Source organism: Virgibacillus subterraneus (assembly GCF_900110695.1).
Classification (GTDB): Bacteria; Bacillota; Bacilli; order Bacillales; family Amphibacillaceae; genus Lentibacillus; species Lentibacillus subterraneus.
This window is the reverse complement of sequence record NZ_FOEH01000001.1, coordinates 895,674-919,756: the sequence shown is the minus strand read 5'-3', so window position 1 is coordinate 919,756 and position 24,083 is coordinate 895,674. Positions and strand designations below refer to the sequence as shown.

Below are 24,083 nucleotides of genomic sequence, written 5' to 3'. Positions count from 1 at the left end.
TTAACTCCTTTCATGAACATCTTCATCTGATTGTATAAAATCCTCAAAATAAACTGCATGAACTTTTTCTCTTTTTGAATGCTGTGTTAGAAGACTAACAACTATTAATGTTATTAAAGAAACAGTAAATCCTACTATCGTTACATCTATCGGCATATCTAAAAATGGCCAGAAAATTGTGATAGTTGCTGACAGAATCATGGATGATAAACCACCCATAGCTGTTACACGTTTCCAGAACATAACTGCAAGAAATGGAAAAACAAGTGTTACCGCGGATAGTCGCAGTGCCCACTGATAAATCGTAATAATATCTGTAATGTTATATGCGACAATTAAGCCCAACACTGAAATAATTACTACACTCCAGCGTGATACCCGCATCATTTGACGTTCATCAGCATCCGGTTTAATCAATCGGGCATATAAATCCTTCGTCAAATTCGAACTCCCCTGAAGAATAAATGAATCCGCTCCTGTCATTAAAGCTGAAAGTAGACCAACTAGGATAATTCCACCAAGAGCTGGCGGCAGCAATTCAATTGTTACATAGGAGAAGATCAAATCAGGATTAATATCTGAAGGTACAAACCCACGGGCAATAACTCCAATTCCGTATGGCAAAATAGAAATCAGGGCACCTATGATAACAGCTGTTATCCCAGCCTTGCGCGCTACCTCTTCAGATTTCGAAGCGAAAATTCGCTGCCAGGTGGATTGCCAAATTAAATAAAATGGGCCAACTGATAGCGCATAAATTAAGACAGCGGTAACCCCTTCTTTTCCAAATGGTGTTAAATAATCTGCAGGAGTTGTGGCAAGAATCTCTTTCAAGCCTCCTCCATACATGATACTTGCAATAAACAACATGATAATACCAACCACTAAAATAACTGACTGAATCGCATCCGTAATTATAGTCGCAGGTAAACCACCCAAAATAGTAAATCCTAAAATTAATGCAAATGACACAATAACACCTGCATTAAATGACATATCAAATGCCAACGTAAAGACCGTTGACATCCCAACTATTTGCAGTGCTAATGTCGGTACTGAATAGATAAATGCAGATAATATTGAAGGAAAGATTCCAGTCTTACTGCCGAATCGTTCACTAAATAAATCCGCTAATGTATATAGTCGCTGGCGACGAAGCGGCTTGGCAAACAATACAATTAATAATAGTGTAAATATGTATGCTGGCAAAGCAAATTTAAAAAAGCCTGACATACCAACTGTAAATCCCATTCCTACCCAGCCGATAAATACTGCTGCACCACAGAACGTACTAATTATAGTTCCTACGATTGACCAATAGCCCATATTCCAGCCTGCAATTAAGTAATCATCTGATCCTTTGACACGGAAAAAGTACCAAAAACCCATCCCAAAAAGAAATCCAAAATAAATGATAAAGTAAAATAAATACCAACTCATGTTTAACCTCCAAAATTGTACTAATATTCATTATATATTAGTACAAAAACCTTGTATAATAGCAGATTGTAAAGGGTGTACGAGTATTTGCTATTATTTTATGGAATGTAGGAGATATGTATTCTGTGTGTCGGAATACCGTAATAAGTGTTGAATTTTGCCGAAATCTTTTGGTTATCTTTAGAACTTTCTATTTTATAAAACTTTGTTGTTGACACAAGAGAAGTGAATTACGACTACTTCAATTATATGGTATGTACTTAAACTGGCAGGATTATACAATAAGGGGGATAAAGTGTTACCACTCGCCCGCCAACCAATCGAAGTGAATCCTCGTTCCGCTAATAGCTGAAAATCAGCCAATTTTGAGGCAAAAATGGCGAATACCGGAATGAGGATCCGAACCCAAGCCTAAAACGGGGGTTTTCAAGGAAATAACGGAATGAGGATCCGCCAAAATAGTAAACTGGATCCTCATTCCGTTAAAAATAGATTCTTCAACAATAGGGGCAAAATGTATACTAACTATTAAATGATTTCCAATGTTATTAGCATTTTTCTCTCCCAAAATTGAATTCGCCAGTAAAATAGTAAACTAGCAACCCTATTAAAATTATTTAACTTTAATAGTGTCAGCAGTTATTTTCAATTTTTCAATGAATGAATCGCCTACATCCCCTGTAGCAGCATTTCCACCTAAATCCGGGGTCAGCATCTCTGTTTCTTTAACCATATCCTGTATCGTAGTTAGTACTGCTTTACCCCAACGTTCTTCTCCAAAAAAATCTAACATCTGACTAACAGACCAAATAGCTGCAATCGGGTTAGCTATCCCTTTTCCAGCAATATCCGGAGCAGATCCATGTACAGGCTCAAACATAGAAGGGTATTGCTTTTCAGGATTTACATTGGCACCTGTTGCAAGCCCAAGTCCTCCGGTTATTCCAGCGCCGAGATCTGTTATGATATCACCAAAGAGATTGGATGTTACTACAACCTCAAACCGCTCGGGGTCTGATACTAAATACAGACTGGCAGCATCAACAAGATAAGAATACGTCTCGACATCAGGATATTCTTTTCCCACTTCTTCAAATACTTCATCCCAGAATACCATCGAATAGTTAAGTGCGTTGCCTTTACTTATGCTTGTGAGTGTTCTATTTGACTTGCGAGCTTCCTCATAAGCATAACGGATGATTCTCTCTGTACCTTTACGGGAAAACACGCCAGTTTGCAATACCACCTCTTCAGGCTGTCCTTTAAACAGCCAGTCCCCTGCCCCAGCATACTCACCCTCACTATTTTCGCGGATAACAAGGAAATCAATATCCTCTTCCGTTTTTGATTTCAATGGTGTCAGCGACTGATTTAATAGTATGACTGGTCGCAAGTTAACATACTGATCAAATTCTTTTCGGATTCGTAATAGAAGTTCCCATAATGAAATATGATCAGGTACTCCAGGGTACCCAACAGCACCTAAATAGATAGCATCAAAATGTCTTAATTTATCAATGCCATCGTCATCCATCATCTTTCCGGTTTTTAGATAGTGTTCACAGCCCCAAGGAAACTCTGTGAAGGAGAAGGAAAGGTTGGTATCCATTTTTTCAATTGCTTTTAGAACTTTCACACCCTCTGTCACAACTTCCGGTCCAATACCATCGCCTGGGATTAGTGCAATATCGAAATTTTTCATAGTAGCTCCTTTCTGTAACTAAAATTACGCTCCAATCCTCTTTTCATCTTCTATAAACTTCTTCTCATTCCGATTACCCAAATAACGAAGCAGGAAGAACTGAGCGATGATACCCACAATCAACAGTACAATACTGCTTCCAATTAAGGTGTACGACAAATATAAAACGCCCGCAATTCCCGCTGGTACCATAGCATATGGAATCTGCGTGTTAACATGGGCGATATGATCGGACTCAGCGAATATGGAGGCCATAACAGTCGTATCTGAAATTGGCGAAACATGATCTCCAAAAATTGCCCCGGCAAAAACAGCACCAATTACAATATGAACTAAATCCATGCCACCAAAGGTATATGCCATTGGAATTGCAATTGGAGTCAGTATTGACATTGTGCCCCATGATGTACCGGTTGCAAATGAGATAAACATACCTATCGCAAATACAAGAAATGGGACTAGGGCTGCGGTCATCCACCCTTCTGTTGCACTAACAACGAATTCCGCTGTGCCAAGGACCGATGTGACTGTTCCAATGGACCAGGCCAATATGATAATTACTAGTGCAGGAAGCATTGTTCGAATACCACCAAGCAATGTTTCTTCACACTTTTTCAGGCTCATACCCTGGATAAGTGCCAGAATAATGCCGACCGTCGTCATCGCAAATGCGCCCCATGTTAAAGCAACGGAAACATCAGTAGCTGCAAGTGCATCCATAATCGAAATCCCTGTAGCACCACCACCTGAATACCATAATCCCCAAATACTTACTGAAATAAGTGTTACAAGTGGAAGAATGAAATTCCAGACACTACCTTCTTTCTTATGTGGTTCACCTAGATCCTGATCAACAGAAGATAAGGGTGTTGATCCATCAGGTATTAATTTGCCAGTTGTCTGTGCTCGGTGTTCGGCTTTTGCCATTGGACCAAAATCCTTACCGGCAATGATCATCGGAACGGCTAACAGACATAGTATTGCATAAAAGTTCCACGGAATTGATTGTAAAAATGCGAAGTAAGGTTCTGCACCTACAATGCTAAGGCTTGCAAAGGCTGCGGCAATCAAAGATACCTGGAAGCCAATCCAGTCGGAAACTGGTCCTATTGTCGCTATCGGAGCAGCTGTCGAGTCTAGTATGTAAGATAACTTTTCCCTCGATACCTTATGTTTAGCGGTAATATCTTTTGAAGCATTTCCAACAATGACAGAGTTCACGTAATCGTTAAAAAAGATGAGCATTCCTAAAAGGTAAGGTAAAAATTGAACTCTTTTTCTAGTAGTTAATTTCTTTTCCAATAATCGTATCAGACCATCTGAACCGCCTGTCTTGAACATAAAGGCAGCACCTGTCCCAAGTAACGCCGTCATAACGAGAAATCGTGCGTTCCAAGGATCAGTCATAACATCCTTCATCCATGTAAAGGTTTCCCCTACTGCACCAAATGGGTTTCCTCCCGCAGCAATTAAACCACCTACCAAAATACAAATAAACAATGAAAACAAGACACGTTTCGTTAAAATTGCAAGTACCACCGCAACAATCGGTGGGACAACAGATAAAAAGTCCATAGTGTTTTCCCCTTTTCTTATTAGTAATATTGCAAATAAAGTCTATTAAACATATACTCGCCGAATTCTTTCCATTAAACTCGACAAAACTTCATCCACGATGCTGTCCATCCATCCTGCTATTTCACGTGCTAGAATTTCCTCCTTTCCCTGACCGCCCATCATAACAACTTCGTCCCCTTCGCAAACATCCGGTACGTTCGTGACGTCTATAACCGTTTGGTCTAGGGAAATCGTTCCAACAATCTTGGCTCGATGTCCCCTAACAAGCATTTCACCCTTATTAGATAAGGCTCGCTGATAACCATCACCATGCCCAACAGGTACGATAGCAATCTTTTCAGCAGTGGTAGTGACATAGCAGCCACCATAGCCAATTGGAGTGTTTGGCGGCAACTCCCGAACATGCAAAATTTTGGATTTCAATTGCATAACTGGTTTTAGCGAAATTAAATCACGTTGATGAAGTTCAGGCGGATATCCAAATAAAGCAATGCCGGACCTAACCATATCCAAATGCATATCCTTTCTTTCGATAGCAACAGTCGAAGCACCAACATGGCGAATCAGAAAATTAAATCCCAAGTCATGTAGCTTAGATACTGTGTCGATAAATAATTTATATTGCTGCTCAGTTGTTTCCCAATCCCCTTCATCGGCACTGGAAAAATGGGTGTATATACCTTCCCACTGCAATCCAGGAAGGTTGTAACACGACTTGCAGAAATTGCTAGCTTCACCTGGGGAAATCCCAAACCTGTGAAGTCCAGTATCTATTTTTAAATGTACTGGTATTGTTTTTCCTTCCCTTGTTGCCTCATCGCTAATTGCATGTGCCAGTTTTATTGAAGAAACAGATGCTGTTAATCCATAATAAACAGCATCCGCTGCTTGTTCAGGCATAATGGAACCTAACAGATGAATAGGTACAGATATGCCGCTTTCCCGGAGCAATGCTCCTTCCTCAACAGTTGTGACACCAAGCCGGTCTGCCCCTGCTTTAACAGCTTCACGTCCGATTGGAACAGAACCGTGTCCATATCCATTTGTTTTTATCACGGCCATAAGCATGCTGTTTCCAACTGCTTTTTTTAGTGTCCTTACATTTTCGTTGAAAGCTGCCAAATTCACTTCCGCTATTGTTGGACTTCCAGACGTCATTGTTATTGAATACGACACAGTTCAGTCCCTCCCCTAAAATCCTCTAGTAAAGCGAGCGAAACTCCTTCACTATTTGTTTTGTGATTTCCCCAGGTTCCCCATTACCTATTGTGTGATCATCAACTTTCAGGATCGGCACAACATCCAACTTGGTAGCTGAAATAAATACTTCATCTGCATTCAGTAATTCATCGACTGTGTACGTCTGTTCATTTACTTTTAAATTTAACGCCTCACACAATTGAATTATCTTTCTCCTGGTAATCCCATTTAAAATATAGTTGTCAGCTGGATGTGTGTACAATTCACCATCTTTCACCATAAATACATTCGAAGCACTCGCCTCCGTAACGATCTCACCACGATGAAGGATAGCTTCAATTGCACCATGCTCAACAGCCTCTTGTTTAGCCAACACATTCGGAAGTAGATTAAGTGTCTTGATATCACACCTTAACCAGCGAATGTCTTCCGTCAAAACTGCTGTTGCACCCTGATCTTCCACGTTATTCGCTCGATCCTCAGCCCTAGTATAAGCCACAGTTACGGTTGAAGTATCTGCGTTCGGAAATTCATGCCATCTTGCGGCAGCCCCTCTTGAAACCTGCATATAAATAATGCCTTCGTTCAAGCTATTCGCCGATACTAATTCTTCGAGCTTGGTTTTCAAATTTCCAATTGAACTAGACATGTTTAACTTAATTTCTTTTGCACTTCTTTCCAGCCGTTCCAAATGTTCATCAAGCATCAGCGGTTTACCATCATAGACACCGATAACTTCATAGATTCCATCTCCGAATTGATAGCCGCGATCCTCTATATCGACCAGGTTTTTCCTATCCATAATCCGGTCATTGAAAAGCATTTTATTCAACACAAAAACCTCCTTTACCTTTTCACTCTGGAATTGTCGAATTATATTTGTTTGCTATATCCAATATGACGGATGTTTCGACACTGCAGCCACTAATAACAACTACAACCTCGCTGCCAAGCTGTATTCTGTTATTCAAAATTGCGCCGATTCCGGAAGCAGCTGCACCTTCGATAATCATCCGGTGATTATCCAGCATAAATCCCATTCCCTCAGCAATTTCATCTTCATTCAGCAAAATAATTTCATCGACATACTGCTGAACCATATCAAACGTGTAACTATTGTTGAGACCAATTCCTCCTAGCAAACTATCAGCTAATGTGTTCTGTTCTTCCACGATGATAGGCTTTCCAGCTTGAATACTCTCATACATTGTCGCACCGTGCTCTGTTGATGCTCCTATCACCTGAATATCCGGATCAGTTGATTTCAATGCTACTCCTAATCCGGAGTGCAGACCACCACCAGATAGCCCGCCAATCACTGTATCAACCTCAGGCAAATCCTCTAATAATTCCAAACCAATCGTTCCTTGCCCAGAAATAATATAAGGGTCATCAAATGGATGAATGACAGTCAGACCTTGTTCTCGTTCCAGCTGGTAACTGCGTCTTTCCGCATCATCCTGTGACTCACCATATATTTCTATCTCAGCCCCTGAACGCTTTAGAGTATTAACCTTCCCATTTGGAACTCGTTTCGAAATACAAATCGTAGCATTAATTCCCAGTTTTTTTGCTACATAAGCTACACTCATCCCAAAATTCCCTGTCGAGAACGTTGTGATACCACGTTCCTGTTTCTCAGGCGTTAGACTCAAAATCTTATTTGTTGCTCCCCTGATTTTAAATGAATCGCTTACATTTAAGTTTTCCAATTTTAAATGAACCGACGTACCTGCAAATTCCGATAATACAGGGGAATAAATCAGCGGGGATTTCTTAACAACGGAAGAAATCCGCTTCTTCGCTTTCCAGACATCACGTAGCACAACAGATTTTCCAGCCATTCTATCCCCCCTTTTTGGACTAAAGTACACATAAGATAACTGACTTCGAGCGACTGCCTCCCGATTTCCACCAAGATTCACCTATTCCTTATTTTAGAAAACTTGGCTTATCGCCAAGCTCTAATATAGATAAGCCTTAGTTGCACTTATGCAGTAAGAAAGTAGTTATACTTTCTTAACTGCCAAAAAACGTTTCACTGTTTCCCCCAAAATAGATACGCCAACAGGAAGAACCTTTTCATTTATATCAAAATTCGGTGTATGCAGTTCTCGGGTTTTTCCATCACCAACTGCACAACCCAGAAAGAACATCGCACCGGGTACAACCTGCGTCATATGTGCAAAGTCTTCTCCCCCTAAGCCGAATGGTGTGTCGAGCACCTTAAACTCCGGATGAATATCCCTAATAACCTCTCGAAAGAGCTGATTAACTGCTGGATTATTCTTTAGTGAAGGGTCTTCAGGAGTTATCGTCAATTCATAATCACCGTCAAAAACCCTTACTAATGAAAGGGACTTTTCCAATTCAGCATGTAATAACTCTCGGACATTAGGATCATAACTCCGAATTGTTCCTTTGATTTGTACTTCAGATGGGATAACATTTCCGGCCACACCGCTTTGGATACTGCCAACACTGATTACTGCTGAATCAAGAGGAGAGATCCGACGCGACACAATTCCGTGCATAGCTTGCAGGACAGGACCAAGCATCCATACTGGATCAGTTCCCAAATGTGGGTATGCGCCGTGACCACCAGTGCCAAAAACAGTAGCATCAAACAAATCTACGTTAGCCATGCTATAGCCATCGTGTACCTTTACCTCCCCAAGCTGATTATCAGGACTCATATGAAGCGCTATAACACGATCAACACCCTCTAGTACCCCTGCTTTAATCATATATGGCGCACCGGTCGATCCGTGGACATCGGCCTTTTCTTCAGCAGGCTGAAATAAAAATTTCACAGTTCCTTTTAACCCGCCATTTTGAAAGCTCTCTCCTAATAAACTAGCAACCCCTAAGCCAATCGCCATATGTGCATCATGTCCGCAAGCATGCATCACACCTTCATTAAGGGACTTAAAATAATGATTCGTTTCTTCATGAATTGGCAATGCATCCATATCCGCTCGAACCGCTATTGTTGGACCAGATCCTGACGAGAGTGTACCAACGACTGCTGTTGGACACCCTATTTCAGCTTCTACCTGCATACCTGGGATTTTTTCTAAAACCGAAGCAACAAACTTTGATGTTTCCACTTCCTGAAAGCTTAATTCCGGAATAGTGTGAAGCTTGCGGCGCCACTTGGATAACTGATTAGCCATGTTTTGTGCTTTTTTTAACACCTTCACATCCCCCCTTTTAGAAAACGTGGCATTCGGTTAAAGGGATTCTCATGAAAGCGTGTTTTGCTTTCTCCCCCCCTTATAATGTGGCGTGCACGCCCTATGGCGGCTGTATTTATTCTTCATTAACTGCTAAAAAAGAAGGGAGTCAATTTTAAGCAACTCCCTCCATCAAGATCAATTAACGGATGCTATAGCAGTGATTTCAACTTTAACTCCTAACATTTGACTGCCAATCGTAATTCTCGCTGGCTTTATTTCTACATCTTCAAAATATGATGCATATACGTTGTTGAATTCTCGAACATTTTCCTCATTCAAATTAGCTAAATGACATGTCATATGGACAATGTTTGACAAACTAGCATTCTTCTCAGCTAGAATACCTTTAATATTTTCCAAACTTGCAGCGGCTTGAGCTGCGATTGTATTTCCTGCCGAATCCCCATTTGGATGAACACCATCTTGCCCTGAGATAAAAATAAAGTTACCAGATTGAACGCCTTGTGAATATGGTCCGCTCGGTTGTGGAGCATTGAGCGTCTGTATCATCTGTTTCAAAAAATCACATCCTCTTCAAGTAACTGTTCAACCACTATTCCATTCCAATTGAAACATACTGTGATTCTACAAAAGCGTCGATTCCTTCATGCCCGCCTTCTCTGCCGATACCGCTCTCTTTCATTCCACCAAACGGAACCTGTGCTGCTGAAGGCGCCCCGTCATTCCAGCCGACAATCCCGAAATTAAGCTGTTCAATCACACGGTGACCTTTTGCAACATTGTCCGTAAAGACATAAGCGGCTAACCCATATGGCGTATCATTCGCTAATTTTACGGCATCCTCTTCTGATGCAATTTTTTGAATAGGTGCTACAGGGCCAAATGTTTCCTCCTGCATAACTACCATGGATTGGTCCACATCTTTAACGACTGTTGGTGTGTAGAAAACTCCGCCGTCATCTGTGATAGACTTACCTCCCGTAACAACATGAGCACCTTTTTTAACTGCGTCATCCATGTGATGCTTAACCTTATCCAATCCTGCCTGATTGATTAATGGTCCAATATCAACTAAATCATCGGCACCATTTCCGACTTTTAATTTCTCAACTTGTTGCGCAAACTTCTCTACAAACTCGTCATAGACTCCCGCCTGCACGTAAATTCGATTTGCACAAATACACGTTTGACCAGCATTTCTGAATTTAGAAGCCATTACACCTTTAACCGCCAAATCAACATTAGCATCATCTAAAACGATTAATGGTGCATGACCGCCGAGTTCCAGCGATAATCGCTTCACTTGATCAGCACTTTGACGTATTAAAATTTTCCCAACCTCGGTTGAACCAGTAAAGGTAATTTTACGAACCTTGTCATTATCCATAATCGCCTTAGCAATTTTGGATGATGAACCTGTTACTAGATTAATAACACCTTTTGGAAATCCAGCCTGCTCACATAATTCCATTATTTTAACAGCTGTTAATGGACTTTCACTTGATGGTTTCATTACAACCGTACAGCCAGCAGCCAATGCCGGACCCATCTTACGAGTTAACATTGCAGCCGGAAAATTCCAAGGTGTTATCGCTGCAACAACACCAACTGGCTTTTTCCATACTTGCAGGCGTTTATTCGTCGCATGTGAAGGAATTGTTTCACCATAAATCCGCTTACCTTCCTCAGCAAACCATTCAATAAAAGAAGCTGCATATTTCACTTCTCCCCTTGACTCGTTAATTGGCTTACCCATTTCAAGTGTCATTACTTGTGCTACTTCTTCCAGATTATCCAGCATGAGCTGATTTAATTTTTTCAAATAACCGGCGCGTTCATAGGCAGTAAGCTCTGACCATGATTGAAAAGCTTCATGTGCAGCACTGATTGCTTGTGAGGCTTCTTTTTCACCACCATTAGGAACCGTTCCGATAATGTCACTGTTTGCTGGGTTCATAACGTTTAACGTGCTCAGGCTATCACCAACCCATTCACCGTTAATGTTCATTAAATAATTATTTGTCTTTACTTCATTCATTTTTGCTTCACTCCAATCAGGAAATCTAGAATTCTATTAACCATTTACCCCAACAAGCACTGCTTCAATCGATTCTTCCAGGATATTCAATGCTTCCTCAAGCTGTTCATCAGTAATTACTAAAGGCATAAGCAGGCGAACAACATTGTCATGTACACCGGCTTTTAATACGATAACTCCGCGCTTGTGAGCTTCTTTTAAGACCTGACCTGTCAGCTCTTTTGCAGGTTCTTTACTATCACGATCTTTAACAAGCTCAAGCGCGCACATAGCTCCAAGACCTCTATATTCACCAATAACATCAAAACGATCGTACATGTTTTTAAATCTTTCCATCACTTTTTTACCAATAATATCAGCACGATCGTTTATATTTTCTTTCTCCATTACTTCCAATACGGCAAGCCCTGCCCGGCAACCAAGCGGACTACCACAATACGTACCTCCTAATTCACCAGGTTTGGCACTATCCATTACCTCTTCACGGCCAATCACACCACTAATTGGCAACCCTGCAGCCATCGACTTAGAAATAGCTGTCAGGTCAGGTTCAACGTCATAATGTTCCATTCCAAAGTACTTTCCGGTACGCCCAAAACCTGTTTGGATTTCGTCTGCAATAAACAGTATGCCGTGCTGTTTACAAATTTCATATATTCCCTGAACGAATTTTTTACTAGGAATAATAAATCCGCTTTCGCCTTGAACAGGCTCCATAATAAACGCTGCAACTTGGCTTGGGTCAACTTCACTAATGAAAAAGCTCTCCACCTGTTCTAACAAATAATCAGTGTATTCCTCTTCATTCATTGATTCAGGGCGGCGATAGTTATAAGGGTATGGCGCATGATAAACTTCTGGTGCAAACGGGCCATATTCATATTTGAATGGTCTTACTTTTCCGGTTAGTGACATTGTCATTAATGTACGGCCATGAAATCCACCTGAAAACGATACAACTGCCTGACGCTTCGTATACTTCCGAGCAATTTTCACTGCGTTTTCTACAGCCTCTGCTCCACTATTTAAGAACATTACTTTCTTTTTTGAATAGCCTGGTGCAAGCGTTGCTAATTTTTCAGCAAAATCGATATACGGATCGTACATCATGACATTAAATCCAGTATGAATGTAGCGATCAACCTGGTCGTGTAAAGCGCTTACAACTGTGTCATGACTATGGCCAACATTAATACAGCCAATAGCTCCAGCTAAATCAATAAAATGGTTCCCGTCAACATCCTGCAGCAACGCACCTTTTGCTTTTTCAACAAATGTTGGAACTCCATAGCCAACCCCTTGAGGTACAACGTCATGTCTTCGATCCAGCAGCTTCTTTGCCTTTGGCCCTGGCAGTTCAGTTTGAACGTTTGCGAACTTTTTGTTCATAATGTTAAGCCTCCCCAACCTTTAAAATTTATTTTACTTCACACCAAGTAAATGTGCCTCTACGTATGCGATATGATTCTTAACGCTCTCATTCACTGTATGCACATCCCTTGATACTAATGCTTTAAGTAATTCTTTATGCTCATCATAGAAAGCTTGAAAACTGGAATAATATTGATCAAGATGCATAAGAAACGTTCTGATTTGCACTTGAAGCGAGTCGTAAATTTTTATAATTCGTGAGTTACCACATAAATTAACGACATAACTATGAAATTGCATATCAAGATCAAACAATTCATTCCAATCCTTTTCGTCAGCCTTTTCCTTCATTTGCTCGATAATCTGCTCCAAAAATTCAATATGTTTTTTTTCAAGACTTTTTATTGCCTGTGTAAAGGCTTGAGATTCAATCAATGTGCGTAACTCAATAATTTCATCCAAATCCTGTTCGGTAAAATCAGCAACATAAGTACCTTTCCTCGCTTGACTTATAACCAGTTCTTCAATTTCAAGTATCTTCAGTGCTTCGCGGATCGTACTCCGACTCACATCAAAGCTTTCCGCTAAATCCGTTTCAAGTAAACGTTCACCAAACTGAATCTCTTCATTCCATATTTTCCTCTTTAGTTGATCCGCAATTAGCTGACTTAATGGCTTTTGCACGATGTAATTATCATCTTCCATATGCAGAACATCCTTCCTATCCTTTTGTATAAAAATGTTTTATGTCGATTGTCGACAATTACTATTTTCATAGTAATGCATAATTTTTGAATTGTCAAATTTTTTATACGTTTAAAGGAGTAATAGTGTATTCTTGCCCCTGATTTGCAAACCTGCCTGGACTTTCGTTACAGATGTGGATAATTATGACAGCTAAGAACCAAAATACGTTTTATTTTTTTTGATAAAAAAAGGCATTGCAGAGATAATACACAATGTTTAAATAGAGGTAATGACTTGAATCATAAACTTTATTTATATTATTTTAAATTTTTTATTTTTTATTGACTTTACACCATATAATGGCTATTTTTATGTTAGATACATTGCCGACATAAATGGGAAATGAGGGATTAAAGTGAAAAGAAAAATTATCGCATATAACCGAGTGGAAAAGCCTGTTCTGAAAGATTTACAGAATAAGTTCGATGTCCGCTTTTTTAACAATGCTGATATCAAAAGTAACCCTGAATTCTTGGAGTTCCTTGGTCAGGCGGAAGGCATTATCGGATTGGAATTGCCTGTTGACCGTGAATTACTGGACCTTGCTCCCCACCTAAAAATAGTCAGCAATGTCTCGGTTGGGTACAGTAACCTAGACATCAGCGAAATGAGTAAGCGAAACATTATGGCAACCAATACACCAGACGTCCTAACTGATACAGTTGCTGATACAATATTTGGTATACTTGTTGCCACAGCCAGGCGAATTCCGGAATTAGATCAATTTGTTAAAAATGGCGAATGGATAACAGAGGCGATTGGCCCTGAATATTTCGGCGTTAATGTTCATCACAAAACGTTAGGGATTATTGGTATGGGTAGAATTGGTCAGGCAATTGCTAAAAGGGCTCACCATGGTTTTGATATGGATATTTTATATCATAGTCGCACAAAAAAACCGGATGTTGAGGAAAATTTTAATGCAACATATTGTGACCTAGATAGATTACTGGAGAGTTCTGACTTCGTTTGTCTCATTACGCCACTAACACCAGAAACAGAAGGTCTCATCGGGAAAAGGGAATTTCAGTTAATGAAAGAATCAGCTATCTTTATAAACGGGTCTCGGGGGAAAACAGTCGTGGAAAAGGATTTAATTAAGGCTCTGCAAAATGGGAATATTGCAGCAGCTGGTTTAGATGTTTTTGAAAGAGAGCCCATTAAGCTGAGTAACCCGTTACTGCAGATGAAAAACGTTGTAACAACTCCTCATATCGGGTCATCCACACATGAGACTGAGCTGAGGATGTCAGAAGTTGCTTCCAGCAATCTCGAAGCAGGGTTAACAGGTAAAAAGCCACTTAATTTGATTGATGCCAGCGTATGGAAGGAATCATAATAACTGTCAGAAAACCTGGCTTACCATTTAAGGGATTCTTAGAAAACGTTCTGTGTTTGCATAGAGTCCCTTTTCTTTGGAGTAAAAGTCATAGTTACACTTATGCAGTAAGATAGTATTTCTTAACTGCCAGAAAAATAGAGTGCAAGAATCATAATGATTTTGCACTCTAGACTATTGAACTTTTTGATGTTTTCGATTTAACATTAGATTAAGCAAGCCGTATATTCGGTTTAACCATCAATTCACGTGGAAAATTAGCCAAAATTTCGCATCCTGTTTCCGTCACCTGAAATGATTCACTAATTTCGACACCCATATTGTCCATCCAAATACCAGGGATTAAATGAAATGTCATATTCGGTTTTAATACCGTACGGTCCCCAGGTCTAAGACTTGCCGTATGCTCACCCCAATCTGGAGGGTAATTGAGCCCCATGGAATACCCCATCCGCGACTCTTTTTTAATTCCGCTTTTTTCGATAACTTTACGCCAAACCATCTCAAGCTCTTCACATGTAATACCTGGTTTGACAGCATTTAATGCCTCACCGATTCCTTCAAGTACAACATCTGATACATATTGCATTTCTTCTGATGGCATACCAATTACTGCAGTTCTTGCTAGCGGTGCGTGATATCGTTTATAGCAGCCAGCCAACTCAATAATAACTGGATCCCCATGCTTAAATCTATCGTCTGTCCAAGTCAAATGACATGCAGATGTCTTTTCTCCTGTTGGTAATAATGGAACAATTGAAGGATAATCACCACCAAAATCTTCGGTGCCGGTAATCTGCGCATGAGATATTTCTGCTACGACATCACATTCGCGGACCCCTTCATTAATCGTATCAAAAGCTACTTGCATTGCCTTTTCAGAAATTCTAGCAGCTTGCTTCATATAGGCAATCTCCCGATCCGATTTTATGATGCGCACCCAATTGACCATATTTGTACCATCTTTAAACGTCGCATTTGGCAACCCTTGTGTTAATCGCATATAACACTTAGCTGTAAAATAATACGCATCAAGTTCAACGGCGATCGTTTGCCTCGCTCGGTTTTTTTCTTTTAGTAAGTCACACACAAAGTCCATTGGATGCAAAATAGTCGATTGAACATAATGATCTGCATACGGTGTTATATGGTCTATATCTAGCCATGTAGTATGCAGTGCAGCACTAGCGTCTTGCCCACGCCCAATCCATATCGGCTGTTCCTCATCAATCATTACGACAAGTAGTTGGTGAACGTAAAAGGACCAAGCATCATATCCAGTCAGATAATTCATATTAGCAGGGTCCGTTACTAACAGGATATCAACTCCGGCATCAGCCATCCGCTGCTTTGTACTAACTAATCTCTCTTTAAACTCAGAAATAGGAAATGTTAACACAAATCATCCCTTCCCCTCGTGCTCAATTTTACTAACTATATACACAGAAGCGCATATTTATTACAGAAATAAGTTTGATAGTTGTGGGTCGGAGTATTGGAAGAAGTAAGTTATGTTGTGTAGTGTATGTGGCGTGATAACAGTCTTTATACATTAAATGCATAAAAGATTTAAAATGGAACAACATTTACATTTTGTCGATTGTCGACATTATCTAAATACTATTATAATTCAGTACAATTCCAAAAGTCAATAAATTTCTATCGCCCATTTGGTTCCTATCCATTTTCGTGCCTGTCACATCCCGGTTTTTAGCGAACCTTGTCGACCGGACCTGCCCAACTGTCCCATTAAAAAACGGAACAACCTAAATTTAATGGGTTGTTCCGTTTTTTAATTATAATTCACTACCTAAGCAACTCTATCAATCTCTTTTTTCATATGCTCATCTGAATACGCTTTTCCGTACTTTACAATTGAAAACTTATACAGTATAATGCCTAGAATTACCCATGCCCCTACAATCACCCATTCATATGGCCAAATAAGTGCAGAAGGCATTCCCGGCATATAAAGTATTGTTATACCTCCTGACATGAATACTGCAATCCATCCAATTGTCGTGCCCCCACGTAATCTAAATGGACGCTTCATGCCCGGTGCTTTTTTACGTAAGATAATAAACGATATAGCTACCATCAACCATGCAACAACCAAACCGAGTCCACCAGCATCAACTAACCATACAAGGGCTGGACGACCTAATAATGGTGCAATGGTTGAGAAAACACCAATCAGCAATATTGCTCGATGTGGCGTATTATATTTAGGATGCAGTTCGCCTAGCGATTTTGGAAGCATCCCTGCTCTTGCAAGCGCATAGATTGCACGACTTCCACCAACGTAGAAACCAATCCAACTGGTTAAAATCCCCCCAATACCCCCGAGGACTAGTAGATTGCCCATCATCTGACTATCACCAAATGCTTTTGCCATCGCATCAGCCGTTACAAGATTTGATTCACCTATTTCAGTTGGACTCAACACACGTGATACACCAAAAATCACAGCAACATACCATACAACAGCAAGAATAACCGAACCAATTAATAACTGTCCGATTTTCTTTTGTGGAAGATTAATTTCTTCAGCAGCTTGTGGGATAACATCAAATCCAACAAACATAAAAGGAGTCATGATAATAACAGTAAGCAACCCAGCAATTCCCTTTTCAAAGAATGGCTGCATATTCTGAGCGTTTCCTCCGGCAGTACTACCAGTTATCAGCATAAGTCCCGCTATCAGAATCAGCAACGTGAGGATAAACGTTATCGCGGTCGTAAGTTTAATTCCACGATAATTTATCCACGCAACGAGAACGGATCCTAGTATACCAACACCTGCCCATGTCGCTGTGACATCCCAACCTGCTATCGTGTATAAATAACCTTGACTGTATTCTGGAATTAAATATTCAAAAACAGTTGGAAGAGCAACTGCCTCAAAAGCCACCACTGAAACATATCCAAGAATTATGGCCCATGTTGCTATAAATGATGCTGTTCTTCCCATCGCCTTGTAGGTATATACATGTTCACCGCCAGCAAGAGGAAGTGCTGAAGATAATTCCGCATAAGTTAAACCAACAACCACAACTAGTAATCCACCAATTGTAAATGCAAGAATAGCTCCCAATGATCCAGCCTCGGTTATCCATAAACCTGTTGTTACTACCCAACCCCATCCAATCATCGCACCAAAAGCCAGTGCAATAACATCCTTATTACCTAGAATTCTTAATAATTTCCTTTCGTTCATTTTGCTCCCTCCGATCGATTTTGGTAACTAATTAGCAAGTCCATGTATAATTCATATGTTTTTACACTGAAATTTATTTCAGTGTTAAGATGTCACGCCAAGCTGTTTTTGAACTGACAATACAGAATCGTAGAGTTTTTCCACCAATGTATTTATCTGCTCGTTATCTATAACAATTGGTGGTGCAAAGCAGATAATATCTGTACCATTAAACGTGACAGGACGGCATATTACCCCTCTTTTATGTAAAGCTTCAATTACTCTTGAAGCAACATTCAGTTCTTGTGCGAATCGTTTATTTGTTACTGGATTCTGAACAAGCTCAACAGCACCAAGAAGTCCGATAGTTCGTACATCCCCAACAATATCAAGGTTTTCTTTCACCATTTTGAAACTCTTCAGCAATACCTCCCCCATTTTCCGGGAATTTTCAATTAGATTTTCGTGTTCAATAATCTCGATATTTTTCAATGCAACAGCTGCAGCAGTCGGGTGGCCACTATATGTAAATCCATGGAATAAGGTACCTTTTGACTTTTCCTTTAGCACGTTGTGAATATGATCTGAAACAACAACACCTCCCAGCGGAATATAACCACTGGTAACTCCTTTTGCGAACGTCATCAAATCAGGTGTAGCTCCCCAATTTTCCATTCCAAACATTTTTCCAGTCCGGCCAAACCCGGTTATTATTTCATCAGCAATAGACAAAATTTCATATTCATCGCACAATTTGCGAACCTCTTTAAAATAATCTGCTGGGGGAATCAGCACACCACCAGCACCTTGAACAGGTTCCACTAAAAATGCCGCTATATTCTCTGGCCCTTCGTCTTCAATCACTAGACGAAGAGAAGCTATTGCCTTTTCCGTATTGCCCCCGTATGGTGATTCCGCATGGGTAAAATCAGTCATCATATGTCCGGCCATTCCCCCAAAATTCCGGTATCCCTGTCACACTAGTAGATGCTGCAGCCACTCCATGATAGCCGCGCTTTAGGGCAATAATTTTCCTTCGACCCGGCTTCCCCTGTATTTTCCAGTAATGGCGAACTAGCTTAATAGCAGAATCATTTGACTCCGAACCCCCAGATGTGAAAAATACAGCATTCAAACCTGTGGGAGAAATAGATGCAATCTTCTCAGCTAGTTTTATCGCAGGCTCATGGCTAAAGGTTGAAAAAGCAGAACTAAACGCTAACTTTTTCAATTGTTGTGCAGCCACTTCGGCCAGTTCTTCTCTTCCATGTCCAATATTTACATTCCAAAGAGACGACATCGCATCAATGTATACGTTTCCATTTGTGTCCGTTAAGTAAATTCCCTCTCCCTTTTCCATAATCACTTTTGCTCCATCCTTTTGTTGTTGCTGGATTGACGAAGTTGGATGAATAAAATGTCGCTTGTCTAACTCAATTAAATTTTCCACATTGGTCCCTCCTTGTTTTAGTTGTATCCGACGCTTTTTACTGTCACATATAAATAAAAAAACCAGATATATGGACAGGAGAAAATAAGGTATATACTCCTATCTATATAACTGGTCGTGATCTAGGTACTTGCTCCACTTATCCAGCAGAGTCAATTAGATTTAGCAGTTAATATTATTTGATTATTATTAATTTATCAAATATTTAGTAAGCGGTCAACTCCTTTTTTGATAGTCCCTTATCGTAAATTTTATTGCGCTGTAACCATCGCAATTTATTATGAAATGCGACGTAGTGTGTAAAAATACTCAACCGGGTCTCATAACCCTGATGAGTGACCATTTCACGCAATTTGAACAGAGCTTGGGTTCTCATAACCTCGATGAAGACACATTTCACGCAATTTTATCAGTGTTCGTGCTCTCATAACCTTGACAGTGAGCCCATGGCTAGTAAGACTGCAAAAGTGCTAGCTTGAGCAGATGTTGCATTGGTACCGGAGTGGTGCAAAGGAAGATTTTCACTATGTCGCACTTTATATTTTTTGTGTCAAAAACAACAAACCTTTAGAAAACAGCCTTTTGTTATAAGGTCAAAACATATAATATGCCGGGGTCAGCTAAAATTTTTGCACTGAAGGTTTTATCATGACAATTTTAGATAGTATAATAACTGTGGAGGTGAGAACCAGATGAATAAAACGGTAAAAGATATACTCATGATTATTATTGGTTCATTTATTTTTGCAATCGGTGTTAATTATTTCGCCATTCCGAACCGTTTGTCAGAAGGTGGAGTAATTGGTATTACGATTGTCACGTTTTATTTATTCGACTGGTCCCCGGGGATTGTAAACTTTATCCTTAACACATCACTCGTGGCAGTCGGTTATAGATTTTTTGATAAACGTGTAATCGTTTATACAGTAATTGCAATTATTTTTTCTTCATTATTTTTACACTTCACAGTTGGTTGGGGTGACGAAATAAATGGTGATACATTGCTTGCCGCTTTATTCGCTGGTTTGTCGGTTGGACTCGGACTTGGACTTATTTTCCGATCCGGTGGTACGTCAGGTGGATCGGCTATCCTCGCCCGACTTGGAAACCAACTTTTAGGCTGGACGATTGGAAAGGGAATGCTTGTAATCGACATTGCCGTTATTGTTGTATCCTCCTTTATCATTGGTCAGGAAAAAGCCATGTACACACTGATTTCTGTTTATGTCGGCGCAAAAGTAATTGATGTTGTTGTGGAAGGTGCCAATGAACGGACAGCCGTAATGATTATATCCAGCCACCCGGATCAAGTACTTGATGCAGTGACTAACAAAATGGATCGCGGCATCACAATACTTGAAGGAAGAGGTGGCTATACAAAATCACATCGCGAAGTATTGTATCTTGTCATTAACAGGTATGAAATCGTCCCCTTCCGAAAAATAATAATGACTATCGATCCAGAAGCATATGTAACCGTGCACGGCGTCCAGGAAATATTCCGAAAAGGATATAAAGGCAGGTAACGGTCTGGCCTGAAGAGGTGCCTGTCACTCCCCGAATTTTAGCGAATTGTGTCGAACCTGAACAATAAGTATTTAAAAGGTCAGCACCTTATACCAGATGCTGACCTTTTTCTATTTCCTCATTTAAGTACATCCTATACTTTTCCCGTTTTTCTGTGATAGACCCGGAAAAGCTATCTAAAATAACATCGCTATTCAACAAACCACTCTTTTTCGTATACAAATAGTATCGATAACTGCTCCAACGGTAAGATTCAGCAGTTTTTACCATCCCCGCTTTAAGAGGGTTTAAATGAATGTACCTGCTAATCTCAAGCATGTCCTCGTTTGAATAAATAATCTTATCAAAATAACGTTTTTCAAATACATGGCCCGTTATACTATTCTTCGTATTATAATAATCGGCATAACGCTTGTTAAGAAGTGACATAACTTTGGAGACAGGCTGTACTTGAGAGCGTAACTGAAGATGAAAATGATTAGTCATCAGGCAATATGTAGCATGTGAAGAAAAACTTTAAAATCACCTATATCCTTAAAAAGAGCATCCCGCCGATTACCACGACAAACGATGTGATAAAAGGATTCGGGTACCCAAAGACGTGGTTTTCGTACCATAATTCACCTCACTTTTCATTCCTTATTTAAGATAATTGATATAGCTCGAAATTGCAAAAGCGTAAAATAGGCTGAGTTATCCCTAAAATTAAGATTTCGACCAGCAGAGTCATGAAATAATGCAATTCACTCGTAAATCCCGGCAAAATAGAGCTAACATCCACTATCAAAATAGAATATCAACCAAATTTGCACTTCGACATATATTGACAAAAACCGGGGAGTGACAGGCACCAACGAAACCCTCCCCCAACAACTTTAACTTATCAATAGGTATAAGTTTTTGATATCACTTTTTTAAGTTTAAATAATTTATTTTTATCACTAACAAGCATACTATAGTAAGTGAAGGAAGGGAAAACATCTCTTGCTTCACGATACCGCCTTTGTGGCCACAGGGCTATTCATTTCCATCAAAATATTTGGAGGTGACTCACATGTCAATGCAAGAAAGTACAATGGTTGAACAGCTTGCAGATTGGACAAATGACATTAAATGGGATGACCTTTCTGAAGAAGCAATTGCTGCTCTTAAAGGGCGCATGCTTGACTCGATTGGCTGTGCAATAGGGTCGCTTGAGGGAGAACCTGTTAAAGCGATTCGCAAAATGACAGAAGATCTGGGTGGAGAACCACTCGTCACATTAATCGGTGGCGGAAAAACGACCCCTGATTATGCAACTTTCCATAACGGGGCTACAATCCGCTATCTGGATTTCAACGACTCTTATTTAGCAAAGGATGAGACCGGTCATCCATCAGATAATATAGCACCAGTCCTGGCAGCTGCAGAATATGCTAATGCCGACGGACGTGACTTTCTAACAGCACTGGCCATTGCCTATCAGGTTCAATGCCGTCTGTCGGATGTCGCACCAGTAAGAAATCACGGATTTGATCATACCGTTCAGGGTGAGTATGGCGCAGCAGCTGGATCCGCGCGAGCTATGGGGCTTAGCAGTAAACAGATTGCAAACGCCATTGCGATTGCAGGTACAGGCTACAATTCACTGCGCGTAACCAGAACCGGCGAACTTTCGAACTGGAAAGGTCTCGCCTATCCAAACACTGCTATGGGAGCAGTTCACGCAACATTGCTTGCAAACTATGACATCACAGGTCCCCGCGAGGTTTTCGAAGGCAATAAAGGATTAATGGATTCAATCACTGGTCAATTTGAAATAGATTGGGCAAAAGAAGATCTTGAACGCGTGACCGATACAATCATAAAACGCTATAACGCAGAAATACATTCACAGTCATCAATTGAAGGAATTCTCGAACTGCGTGACCGTGAAAATATCAAAGCGCATGATATAAAAGAAATTCGACTTACCACCTTTGATGTTGCCTACAACATTATCGGTGGCGGAGAAGAAGGCAGTAAAAAAATAATCCGCTATAAAGAAGAAGCTGATCACTCCTTACCATATATGTTGTCTGCTGCATATCTGGATGGTAACGTCATGCCCGAACAATACGAACCGGACCGCATAAATCAAGACGATATCCAGCAACTCCTGCAAAAAGTGCATGTTGAACCAAGCGATGAATTTAGTGATCGTTTTCCAGACGAAATGGCATGCAGGATTGAAATCGAAACAAATGATGCCCGTATTTTTGACATTGAAAAGCGTGACTATCAAGGCTTCAAAACACAACCCGCCAGCTGGGAAGTACTAATGGGAAAATATAATGGATTGACTCAAAAGATTGACAGCAATTTGGCTGCCGAAATCGCCAATACAATAAGAAATCTTGAAAACGTAAAAATTAGTGAACTAACTGCATTACTTGGTCAAATTAAAATCAAGGAGGATGAATCATTATGAGTAATCAAAAAGCATTTCAAGGAATTCGCATGAACAGCCGTCAGCAAAAACCACGTACACGTGGAATAACCGAAATTCGCGGACCATACTATTCCGTTATGGGCAAAAATTATCTCCAGGATATTTTAGAAACAATGGGTGATTATGTTGATTCATTAAAGTTTGCTGGCGGGGCTTTCACATTATACCCCGAGGATAAACTTCGTGAATTAATCGACCTAGCACACGATTATGATGTAAAAGTATCGACTGGTGGGTTCATGGAAACAGTTGTAACACAAGGTCCTGAAGCAATTGATCACTATATAAGCGAGTGTAAACGTGTCGGCTTTGACATTATCGAAATTTCCACAGGCTTCATTACCATGCCAACCGATGATATTGTCCGTCTGGTTGAAAAGGTACAAAACGCCGGCTTACTCGCCAAACCAGAAATCGGCGTACAATTCGGTGCAGGTGGTACAAATACTGTTGAACAAAATGAAGCTGAAGGCATTACTGATCCAGCACAGGCTATCGAAGTCGGCAAGAGATGCTTAGACGCCGGAGCTTATATGCTAATGATTGAATCAGAAGGTATTACGGAAAGTGTTCACACATGGCGTACCGAGGTTGCAACTCAGTTCGCACGTGAACTTGGTACTGAGAAAGTTATGTTCGAGGCAGCCGATCCGGATGTATTTGAATGGTATATCAAAAACTACGGCCCGGAAATTAACGTCTTCGTTGACCACAGCCAGATTGTTCAGCTTGAAACATTACGCCGTGGCACCTGGGGAACAAAGGACTTATGGGGTCGCGTAGTTACGCTGGGTGAATAATAATTTAAAAAATATAGCCGGGCAC

General features: G+C 40.3%; 17 protein-coding genes and 2 pseudogenes. 4 read left to right on the top strand and 15 right to left on the bottom strand.

Annotated elements, in window-relative coordinates; all coding sequences use genetic code 11:
• The 11 genes from BMY13_RS04270 to BMY13_RS04220 form a co-directional block, all read right to left on the bottom strand.
• Positions 1–1,440 carry a sodium:solute symporter family protein gene (locus BMY13_RS04270; protein WP_092502799.1) on the bottom strand — a complete coding sequence of 480 codons (1,440 nt, stop codon included), beginning with the start codon at positions 1,438–1,440 and terminating at the stop codon, positions 1–3.
• Positions 1,441–2,053: 613 nt separating this feature from the next.
• Entirely contained in the window at positions 2,054–3,142 is a 1,089-nt protein-coding gene (locus BMY13_RS04265) for a tartrate dehydrogenase (protein WP_092502797.1), read from the bottom strand.
• Between the two features lie 24 nt (positions 3,143–3,166).
• Positions 3,167–4,717, bottom strand: coding sequence for a Na+/H+ antiporter NhaC family protein (locus BMY13_RS04260; RefSeq protein ID WP_092502795.1), 1,551 nt, complete (start codon positions 4,715–4,717; stop codon positions 3,167–3,169).
• A 45-nt stretch (positions 4,718–4,762) separates the two neighbouring features.
• Positions 4,763–5,896, bottom strand: coding sequence for an alanine racemase (gene alr / locus BMY13_RS04255; protein ID WP_092502793.1), 1,134 nt, complete (start codon positions 5,894–5,896; stop codon positions 4,763–4,765).
• Positions 5,897–5,921: 25 nt separating this feature from the next.
• A complete protein-coding gene (gene dat / locus BMY13_RS04250; protein ID WP_175476706.1) occupies positions 5,922–6,752 on the bottom strand; it encodes a D-amino-acid transaminase in 831 nt (276 codons plus the stop codon).
• Positions 6,753–6,774: 22 nt separating this feature from the next.
• A complete protein-coding gene (locus BMY13_RS04245; RefSeq protein ID WP_092502789.1) occupies positions 6,775–7,764 on the bottom strand; it encodes a pyridoxal-phosphate dependent enzyme in 990 nt (329 codons plus the stop codon).
• 165 nt (positions 7,765–7,929) lie between these two features.
• Positions 7,930–9,117, bottom strand: coding sequence for a M20 metallopeptidase family protein (locus BMY13_RS04240; RefSeq protein ID WP_245736008.1), 1,188 nt, complete (start codon positions 9,115–9,117; stop codon positions 7,930–7,932).
• 177 nt (positions 9,118–9,294) lie between these two features.
• Complete coding sequence (locus BMY13_RS04235; protein WP_245736053.1) at positions 9,295–9,669, bottom strand: RidA family protein; 375 nt, start codon at positions 9,667–9,669, stop codon at positions 9,295–9,297.
• A 43-nt stretch (positions 9,670–9,712) separates the two neighbouring features.
• Positions 9,713–11,158: an NAD-dependent succinate-semialdehyde dehydrogenase gene (locus tag BMY13_RS04230; RefSeq protein WP_281243647.1), complete on the bottom strand. Its 1,446-nt coding sequence runs from the start codon at positions 11,156–11,158 to the stop codon at positions 9,713–9,715.
• Positions 11,159–11,194: 36 nt separating this feature from the next.
• The gene (gabT, locus tag BMY13_RS04225; protein WP_092502787.1) at positions 11,195–12,547 is read right to left on the bottom strand and encodes a 4-aminobutyrate--2-oxoglutarate transaminase; all 1,353 of its coding nucleotides are present in this window, start codon (positions 12,545–12,547) and stop codon (positions 11,195–11,197) included.
• 33 nt (positions 12,548–12,580) lie between these two features.
• Entirely contained in the window at positions 12,581–13,234 is a 654-nt protein-coding gene (locus BMY13_RS04220; RefSeq protein WP_092502785.1) for a GntR family transcriptional regulator, read from the bottom strand.
• A gap of 397 nt (positions 13,235–13,631) precedes the next feature.
• On the opposite strand from BMY13_RS04220, the gene BMY13_RS04215 reads away from it, so the two are divergent.
• A complete protein-coding gene (locus tag BMY13_RS04215) occupies positions 13,632–14,615 on the top strand; it encodes a 2-hydroxyacid dehydrogenase (RefSeq protein WP_092502783.1) in 984 nt (327 codons plus the stop codon).
• A 211-nt stretch (positions 14,616–14,826) separates the two neighbouring features.
• Here the strand turns inward: BMY13_RS04215 and BMY13_RS04210 are convergent, their stop codons facing one another.
• The 3 genes and pseudogenes from BMY13_RS04210 to BMY13_RS04200 all read right to left on the bottom strand — a co-directional run bounded on the left by BMY13_RS04210 (position 14,827) and on the right by BMY13_RS04200 (position 19,261).
• Positions 14,827–16,014 (bottom strand): M24 family metallopeptidase, encoded by a 1,188-nt coding sequence (locus BMY13_RS04210; protein WP_092491769.1) that lies wholly within the window; start codon positions 16,012–16,014, stop codon positions 14,827–14,829.
• 411 nt (positions 16,015–16,425) lie between these two features.
• Positions 16,426–17,832 (bottom strand): APC family permease, encoded by a 1,407-nt coding sequence (locus BMY13_RS04205; protein WP_092502781.1) that lies wholly within the window; start codon positions 17,830–17,832, stop codon positions 16,426–16,428.
• Between the two features lie 84 nt (positions 17,833–17,916).
• Positions 17,917–19,261 (bottom strand): annotated as a pseudogene (locus BMY13_RS04200) (aminotransferase family protein).
• Positions 19,262–19,953: 692 nt separating this feature from the next.
• Here BMY13_RS04200 and BMY13_RS04195 point away from each other — a divergent pair.
• Positions 19,954–20,787 (top strand): YitT family protein, encoded by an 834-nt coding sequence (locus tag BMY13_RS04195; protein WP_092491766.1) that lies wholly within the window; start codon positions 19,954–19,956, stop codon positions 20,785–20,787.
• A gap of 88 nt (positions 20,788–20,875) precedes the next feature.
• Here BMY13_RS04195 and BMY13_RS04190 read toward each other — a convergent pair.
• Positions 20,876–21,405, bottom strand: a pseudogene (locus tag BMY13_RS04190) (transposase).
• A 437-nt stretch (positions 21,406–21,842) separates the two neighbouring features.
• Between BMY13_RS04190 and BMY13_RS04185 the strand changes: the two are divergent.
• On the top strand, positions 21,843–23,237 hold the full coding sequence (locus BMY13_RS04185; protein WP_245736006.1) for an MmgE/PrpD family protein: 1,395 nt from the start codon (positions 21,843–21,845) through the stop codon (positions 23,235–23,237).
• Entirely contained in the window at positions 23,234–24,058 is an 825-nt protein-coding gene (locus BMY13_RS04180) for a phosphosulfolactate synthase (protein WP_092502779.1), read from the top strand. Before BMY13_RS04185 ends, BMY13_RS04180 begins: the two co-directional genes overlap by 4 nt.
• The last annotated feature ends 25 nt before the right edge of the window (positions 24,059–24,083 follow it).